This window comes from Nonomuraea antri (genome assembly GCF_013283785.1).
Taxonomy (GTDB): Bacteria; Actinomycetota; Actinomycetes; order Streptosporangiales; family Streptosporangiaceae; genus Nonomuraea; species Nonomuraea antri.
In genome coordinates this window covers 20,692-27,862 of the sequence record NZ_JABCPZ010000147.1, presented here as the reverse complement: position 1 = coordinate 27,862, position 7,171 = coordinate 20,692, and the positions used below count along the sequence as shown (strand labels likewise).

The window sequence follows — 7,171 nt, the reverse complement described above, 5'->3', positions numbered from 1 at the left end:
GTGCCGCCCCAACCCCCAGGGCGTCGCCACCCCCACAGGTAGGGACGGCCAGGTTGAAGGGCATGGTTATCGTTGAGGCGAACCGAAAAGGAGGGCGAATGGCGGCGCAGCCGATCCCGCACTGGCCAGGACGCATGGTCGGCCCGGTGCACGTGCGTTCGACCGGTGCAGGCGGTCCCGAGCAGGCGGTGTTCGTGCACGGTCTGGCGGGTTCGGCCACGAACTGGACCGATCTGATGGACGAGCTGAAGGACACCGTCACCTGCCACGCGCTCGACCTGCCCGGCGCCGGCCTCTCGCCGGCCGCCGACGACGGTGACTACAGCGTCCAGGCCCATGCCAGGGCGGTGATCGGGCTGCTGGAGCAGACCGGTCCCGCGCACCTGTTCGGCAACTCGCTGGGCGGGGCGGTGTCGGTCCTGGTGGCGGCGGAGCGTCCCGATCTGGTGCGTACGCTCACCCTCATCTCGCCCGCGCTGCCCGACCTGCTGCCGCGCTACGGCCCGGCCCGCATCGCCGCGGCCACGCTGCCCAGGCTGGGGGAGTGGGTGGCGGAGAAGATGCGCCTGGTCTCGGCGGAGCAGCGGATCAACGCCTCGTTCGCCATGGTCTGGGCGAGCATGGACGCCGTGCACCCGAGCCGGCTGCGCGAGGCCGTCGAGGAGCTGCGCAGGCGCGACGACCTGCCGCACGCGGTCGACGCGATGATCGGTTCGGCCCGGGGCATCGTGGCCGAGTACTTCCGCAGGGGCGCCGACAACCTGTGGCAGCAGGCCGCCAAGGTGGCCGCGCCGACGCTGATCATTCATGGCAAGCACGACCGTCTGGTGCGTCCCGCCATGGCCGCCAAGGCCGGCCGGACGTTCAGGCAGGTGCGGCTCGTGCTGCTGCCGAGGGCGGGGCACGTGGCGATGATGGAGCTGCCCCGCGTGGTGGCGGCGGAGGCACGCCGTCTGATCGGTGAGACTCGATTGGGGAATGCCCCACTCCCCAGCTAGGTTTCACAGTGAGATAAGACCCCCTGAAACGGGAGCGTAGAAGTGTCGTTGCCACCGCTGGTCGAGCCGGCCGCAGAGCTGACCGTCGACGAAGTGCGCCGCTATTCGCGCCACCTGATCATCCCCGACGTGGGGATGGCCGGGCAGAAGCGGCTGAAGAACGCCAAGGTGCTGTGTGTTGGCGCCGGGGGACTGGGCTCGCCCGCGCTGCTGTATCTGGCGGCGGCGGGTGTCGGCACCCTCGGCATCATCGATTTCGACGTCGTGGACGAGTCGAACCTGCAGCGCCAGGTCATCCACGGCCAGTCCGACGTGGGCCGGCCGAAGGCAGAGAGCGCCGCCAACTCGGTGCGCGAGATCAACCCGCTGATCGAGGTCGTCGTCCACAACACGGTGCTGACGACCGAGAACGTCATGGAGATCTTCTCCGGCTACGACCTCATCGTCGACGGCACGGACAACTTCGCCACGCGTTACATGGTGAACGACGCCGCCGTGCTGCTCGGCAAGCCGTACGTCTGGGGCTCGATCTACCGCTTCGACGGCCAGGCCAGCGTGTTCTGGGCCGAGCACGGCCCCTGCTACCGCTGCCTCTACCCGGAGCCCCCGCCTCCCGGCATGGTGCCGTCGTGCGCCGAGGGCGGCGTGCTCGGCGTGCTGTGCGCGTCGGTCGGCTCCATCCAGGTCAACGAGGCCATCAAGCTGCTGACCGGCATCGGCGACCCGCTGGTCGGCCGGCTGATGATCTACGACGCCCTGGAGATGAAGTACCGCGACGTCAAGGTCCGCAAGGACCCGGAGTGCGTCCTGTGCGGCAAGAACCCGACGGTCACCGAGCTGCTCGAAGACTACGAGGCGTTCTGCGGCGCGGTCTCCGAGGAGGCGGCCGAGGCCGCCAGCGGCTCCACGATCACCGCGCTCGAGCTCAAGGCGATGCAGGACAACGGCGAGAACATCTTCCTCGTCGACGTCCGTGAGCCCAACGAGTACGAGATCGTCTCGATCCCGGGCGCCACGCTGATCCCCAAGGGCGAGTTCCTCAACGGATCGGCCCTGGAGCGGCTGCCGCAGGACAAGAAGATCGTGCTGCACTGCAAGTCGGGCGCGCGTTCGGCCGAGGCGCTGGCGGTCGTGAAGAACGCCGGTTTCGCCGACGCGGTCCACGTCGGCGGTGGCGTGCTGAGCTGGGTCAAGACGGTCGACCCGAGCCTGCCCAGCTACTGATTCGCCCGGTGCGGCCCGCTCGTCCGGATTAAGGTCGATGGCGTGAACTACGCCCGCCCCTGGCCCGCCCTGGTGGCGGCCTCCGCGCTGACGCTGGTCTGCGCGGTGGCCGCCGGGGTGTCGGCGGGGGCGGCGGGCACCGAGCTCACGCGCGGCCCGAGCGCCGCCGAACTGCGCTCCGCGGCCGAGCGTGAGGTCGCCGAGCGCTGGCGCACCTGGACGGCCGGACGCATCTTCCCCGCCACCCTGCCGTACTCGGCCGAGCAGGGCGGGCGGGAACGCGCCAGCAGGATCGGCATCTCCCCGCACACCCGCTGCGACGCCGTCGACGCCAAGGCGGCCAGGGCGTTGCGCAGGGCGGGCTGCCGGGGGCTGCTGCGCGCCACCTACATAGACGAGCTGCGCGGCGTGCTGGTCACCGTGGGCGTCGTGGCGCTGCCGGACGAGCGCGGCGCGGCCCGCGCCAAGTCCGCGTTCTCCGACTCGGGCAAACCCGTGCCCGGGCTGCGTCCGCTGGCCTTCAAGGGCACGGTCGCCGACCGTTTCACCCCGGACGTCCGCCAGGCGGGCTCGGTCCGCCAGGCCGGGCCGTACCTGGTGCTGACCACGGCGGGGCAGGTCGACGGCAGGCCCGCGCGCGCCGCGGGCGAGCAGCGGCCGAGCATCTTCGCCTTCGCGACCGAGATCTCCGAGCACGTGCTGACCGACCTGAGCACCCCGCGCATGCCCGACTGCGCGTCCGGGGAGTGGCTGTGCTGAGGCGGCGCGCCGTGGTGACGCCGGTGCTGGTCGCGTTCGTGCTGCTGGCCGGCCCGGCTCCGGCCGCGCGGGCGGACGACGACGTGCGCGGCGGGCAGCAGGCCGTGATCAAGACGCTGTCGCTGAACGAGGCGTGGCGGGCCAGCAGGGGCGCCGGGGTCAGGGTGGCCGTGCTGGATTCCGGGGTCGATCCGCGCCACCGCGACCTGGCCGGCTCGGTGACCGTGGGCTCTGACTTCACCGCGGGCGCCAACCCGCCCGGGGTCGCGCCGCGCCGGCTGCACGGGACGTACATGGCCTCGCTCATCGCCGGGCACGGCCACGGGCCCGGCGGCGGCAAGGGCATCATCGGCGTCGCGCCCGAGGCGGAGATCCTGTCGGTCCGGGTGATCCTGGAGGACGAGGAACCGGGCTTCAGGGAGTTCAACTCGGCCGAGCGCTTCGAGGACGTCGTGGCCAGAGGCATCCGCTACGCCGTCGACCAGGGCGCCGACGTGATCAACATGTCGATCTCGAAGGAGCTGGCGACCAGGGAGGAACGCGCGGCCGTCAGGTACGCGATCTCCAAGGGGGTCGTGCTGGTGGCCGCCGCGGGCAACGACGGCGACAGGGAAGGGGTGGGCGAGGAGTTCGCGCCGTATTCGTATCCGGCCGCGTTCCCCGGCGTGGTGTCGGTGGGCGCGACCGACCGGCGGCTGCGCCGGGCCACGTTCTCCAACTGGAACTCCTCGGTCCTGGTGGCCGCGCCCGGGGTGGACATCATGGGCGCTGGCCCGGGCGACGAGTACTGGGTCGGCAGGGGGACGTCGCAGGCCACCGCGCTGGTGTCAGGCGTCGCCGCCCTAATAAGGGCGAAATATCCGGATATGTCGCCACCTCTGGTCGCCCGAGCCCTCGCCGAGAGCGCCACCGACCGGCCCCCGGGCGGCTACGACACCGCCACCGGCTTCGGCGTGGTCAATGCCGCCAAAGCGCTGGCCGAGGCAGGCAGGCTGGCCGACCATACGGAGACGGCCACCGGTTCCCAGGCGCACGACCCGGCCCGCCCGCTGGCCGGCGGATCACGCGGCCCCATCAAGGTCACCGCCAGGGACGAGACCAGGGTCACCGTGCACGCGGCCGTCGCCGTGGCGGCGGGTTTCGGCGCGCTCACGTCCTTGACGGTGATATTCGTCCTGGTCAGGCGGGTACGCCGGGCCTACGGCGCACAAGACGCATGATCCGCCCCCGAAGGGGGACGAACTAGACACGGAGCGAACCCGGGGAACGAGGCGGTGGTGAAGGCACGTAGGTCGACCTCAGGGCTGCCGCGCGCCGAAGGGGAAGCCACGCGGAGCAACCCGCTCGGCGCCCCAGCCGGCCGCAGGCCACGCGTGCGCGCCTGGCCGGCGGCCAACTCCCGCAGGCGGACGGCCGCCAAGGAACGCGCCGAACTCGAGGCGCTCCAGCAGGGCGTGCGCTACCGGCGGCTGTTCGTGCTGCTGGTCGGATTCATCGTGGCCGTGTCGGCCGTCGTGGTGCTGCTCGGCACCGTCGGGCTGTTCAGCGAGACCCGTTCGCGCCCGCTGACCCCCGCCGAGCAGAACAGGTACAAGCAGGAGGAGATCGCCAGGCGCTGGCAGGCCTGGCCGGCCACCGGCGTGTTCCCGGAAGAGGTCAAGTACTTCGGGCTCGACCGCGCCCAGCAGTACGCCAGACGCGTCGGCATCGCGCCGGAGAGCGACTGCCGCGCCGCCGTGGACGCCGCCGTCGCCGGCATCCTGGAGAGCCACGGCTGCGTGAGCATGCTGCGTGCCACCTACACCGACCAGACCGCCACGTTCGTGATCACCGTCGGCGTCGCCGTGCTGAAGGACGAGGAGTCCAGGGTCTCCGCGACCGAACAGCTCACCCAGGACGACCGGGTGGGCGTGCTGCCCGTCGCCTTCCCCGGCACGGTGACCGAGCGCTTCGGCTCCGACCAGCGCCAGCGCACCGGCTGGGTCGGGGCGGGCCCCTACGTCGTGTTCTCCACCGCCGGTTACGCCGACGGCCGCACCAGGGCCGCCGTGCCGCCCGAGGAGATCCTGCACAGCGAGCTGTGGCCGGCCGCCAAGTCCGTCGGCAACCAGATCGCCTACTTCCTGGCGGACCCGCCCAAGGTCCCGCCCTGCACCCAGGGGAACGTGTGCTGACCGCGGCGCGCGTGGTGACGGCGGCGCTGATCGCGTTGTCGGGCACGACCGCCGACCCGGTCAGGGACCAGCAGCGATGGGTGCTCGACGCGCTCAACGTCGAACAGGCCTGGACGGTCACCAAGGGCAAGGGCGTCACCGTCGCCGTCGTCGACAGCGGCGTGGACAGCGAGGTCAAGGAGCTGCGCGGCCGGGTGACCCTCGGCCCCGACATGACCACGAACGCCGTCACCAGGCAGCGGCCGCGCCCCGGCGGGCACGGCACCGCGATGGCCGGGCTCATCGCCGGCTCCGGCGCCGAAGACGGTCTCGTGGGTGTCGCGCCAGAGTCGTCCATCCTGTCGCTGCCGCTGGTCACCGACGACGACGAACCCGTGATCGCCGTCGTGCCGCCGGAGGACGACCCGCTCACCGCCATCGAGAGCCCGCTGGCGCGCGCCCTGCGGTACGCGGCCGACCACGGCGCGAAGGTGGTCAGCATGTCGATCGGCAGCTACGGCTCGCTCAGGTCGGAGCGCGAGGCCGTCTCGTACGCGCTGAGCAAGGGCGTGGTGCTGGTGGCCGCCGTCGGCAACGACGGCCTGACCAAGTACGCCAGGGACAACGAGACCTCGTACTGGAGCTTCCCGGCCGGCTATCCGGGCGTGATCGGCGTGGCCGGGGTCGACAAGCAGGGCAACCGGGCCTCGTTCAGCAGCGACAACCTGTCCGTGCTGGTCTCCGCGCCGGGCGTGGACGTGCCGGTGCTCAAGCGCGGCAGCGGCTACGAGCTGTCGGAGGGCACCAGCGCCGCGGCCGCGCTCGTGGCCGGCGTCGCCGCGCTCATCAGGTCCCGCTACCCGAACCTGCGTCCTGAGCAGGTGGCCCAGGCCCTGGCCGGCAGCGCCAGGGGCCGCCCTGCCGCCGGTTACGACGACAAGATCGGGTTCGGCGTGGTCGACGCGGGCGCCGCGCTGAACGCCGCGGCCAAGCTGGCCGGGATGCGCCGCGAGGTGCCCGTACCCGACGACCGGCACTTCGGCGAGGGCGAGGATTCGCCGGTGCCGTCGCGTCCCGGGCCTGACCCGTTGCGTCTCTGGTTGTACGGAGGCGGCGTGCTCGTCGCATTGATCACGTTCTGTGGCGCGATCATCGTGCTCAACCAGCGTAAGGAATGAAGATCCGCTATGGTGCGCCGTCATGGGATACGAGCTGCGGGTGGTGCGGGAAACACCACTCGCCTTCGCGGAGCTCGCGAGGGCGATCGCGCCGGCGGGTTTCGAGCTGCGCGACTCTGACGAGATCGTCGCCAGGCACGACGACGGCGCGCACGCCGTGGCCAGGTGGGCGAGCCAGGTGGTCGGCGAGCCCGGGTCCGACTGGCAGGTGGCCCAGCTCGTCCGGCTGTCCGCCGTGCTCGGCGGGCGCCTGGTGGGCGAGGACGGCGAGGTCTACGCGCTGCGCGACGGCGTGATCGAGGTCGTCGCCGGCGGCGGCGTGATGGAGATCGGCAGATTCGACGAGATCGTCGAGGCGGGGCCGGCCGCGTGGAGCCGGTGAACCCCTTCGCGGAACGGGTGCTCGACCTGGTCGAGCGCATCCCGCCGGGCAAGGTCATGTCGTACGGCGACATCGCCGAATACCTGGGCGAAGGCGGCCCGAGGCAGGTCGGAAAGGTGATGTCCACCTGGGGCGGCGGCGTGCCCTGGTGGCGCGTCGTGCACGCGGACGGCAGCGGCGCCGCCCCCGACCACGTGCGGCGCTGCCTGGCCCACTGGCGCGACGAGGGCACCCCGGTGCGCGGCGAACGGGTGAACATGCGGCTGGCCCGCTGGGACGGCCGTTCAGCCGATTCTCAGGAAACTCCCTGACCTGCACTTTCGCCCAAGTTGCGATTCTGTGGCATGTGACGCCCATTACCATGGCTAGAACACTGATGGCGGCCCGAAAGGCGGTGCCCCCCGATGGCCACCGGCGTCACAGCCCAGAGCCCGGGCGGCGATTCGCGCGCCGACCGCATCAAGGCTGTCCAGGATC

8 protein-coding genes are annotated in these 7,171 nt (G+C 71.7%); all 8 read left to right on the top strand.

The window, feature by feature from the left end:
- Positions 1-98: 98 nt before the first annotated feature.
- The 8 genes from HII36_RS35930 to HII36_RS57100 are packed head-to-tail and all read left to right on the top strand — an operon-like array spanning position 99 to position 7,005.
- Positions 99-998, top strand: coding sequence for an alpha/beta fold hydrolase (locus tag HII36_RS35930; RefSeq protein WP_173527772.1), 900 nt, complete (start codon positions 99-101; stop codon positions 996-998).
- Positions 999-1,040: 42 nt separating this feature from the next.
- On the top strand, positions 1,041-2,222 hold the full coding sequence (gene moeZ, locus HII36_RS35925) for an adenylyltransferase/sulfurtransferase MoeZ (RefSeq protein WP_173527771.1): 1,182 nt from the start codon (positions 1,041-1,043) through the stop codon (positions 2,220-2,222).
- Between the two features lie 42 nt (positions 2,223-2,264).
- Positions 2,265-2,981: a hypothetical protein gene (locus HII36_RS35920; protein WP_328808038.1), complete on the top strand. Its 717-nt coding sequence runs from the start codon at positions 2,265-2,267 to the stop codon at positions 2,979-2,981.
- Complete coding sequence (locus HII36_RS35915; RefSeq protein ID WP_328808037.1) at positions 2,975-4,201, top strand: S8 family serine peptidase; 1,227 nt, start codon at positions 2,975-2,977, stop codon at positions 4,199-4,201. Before HII36_RS35920 ends, HII36_RS35915 begins: the two co-directional genes overlap by 7 nt.
- 57 nt (positions 4,202-4,258) lie before the next feature.
- Positions 4,259-5,155 (top strand): hypothetical protein, encoded by an 897-nt coding sequence (locus tag HII36_RS35910; protein WP_328808036.1) that lies wholly within the window; start codon positions 4,259-4,261, stop codon positions 5,153-5,155.
- The gene (locus HII36_RS35905; RefSeq protein ID WP_173527770.1) at positions 5,149-6,312 is read left to right on the top strand and encodes a S8 family serine peptidase; all 1,164 of its coding nucleotides are present in this window, start codon (positions 5,149-5,151) and stop codon (positions 6,310-6,312) included. Before HII36_RS35910 ends, HII36_RS35905 begins: the two co-directional genes overlap by 7 nt.
- 22 nt (positions 6,313-6,334) lie before the next feature.
- Positions 6,335-6,694 carry a hypothetical protein gene (locus HII36_RS57105; protein WP_173527769.1) on the top strand — a complete coding sequence of 120 codons (360 nt, stop codon included), beginning with the start codon at positions 6,335-6,337 and terminating at the stop codon, positions 6,692-6,694.
- The gene (locus HII36_RS57100) at positions 6,682-7,005 is read left to right on the top strand and encodes an MGMT family protein (RefSeq protein WP_173527768.1); all 324 of its coding nucleotides are present in this window, start codon (positions 6,682-6,684) and stop codon (positions 7,003-7,005) included. The genes HII36_RS57105 and HII36_RS57100 overlap by 13 nt, the downstream gene beginning before the upstream one ends.
- Positions 7,006-7,171 lie beyond the last annotated feature (166 nt).

What these genes read in the sequence shown, in the direction of transcription:
- HII36_RS35930 (WP_173527772.1), top strand. Translation starts at nt 99, where the DNA reads ATGGCGGCGCAGCCGATCCCGCACTGGCCAGGACGCATGGTCGGCCCG.
- HII36_RS57105 (WP_173527769.1), top strand. Translation starts at nt 6,335, where the DNA reads ATGGGATACGAGCTGCGGGTGGTGCGGGAAACACCACTCGCCTTCGCG.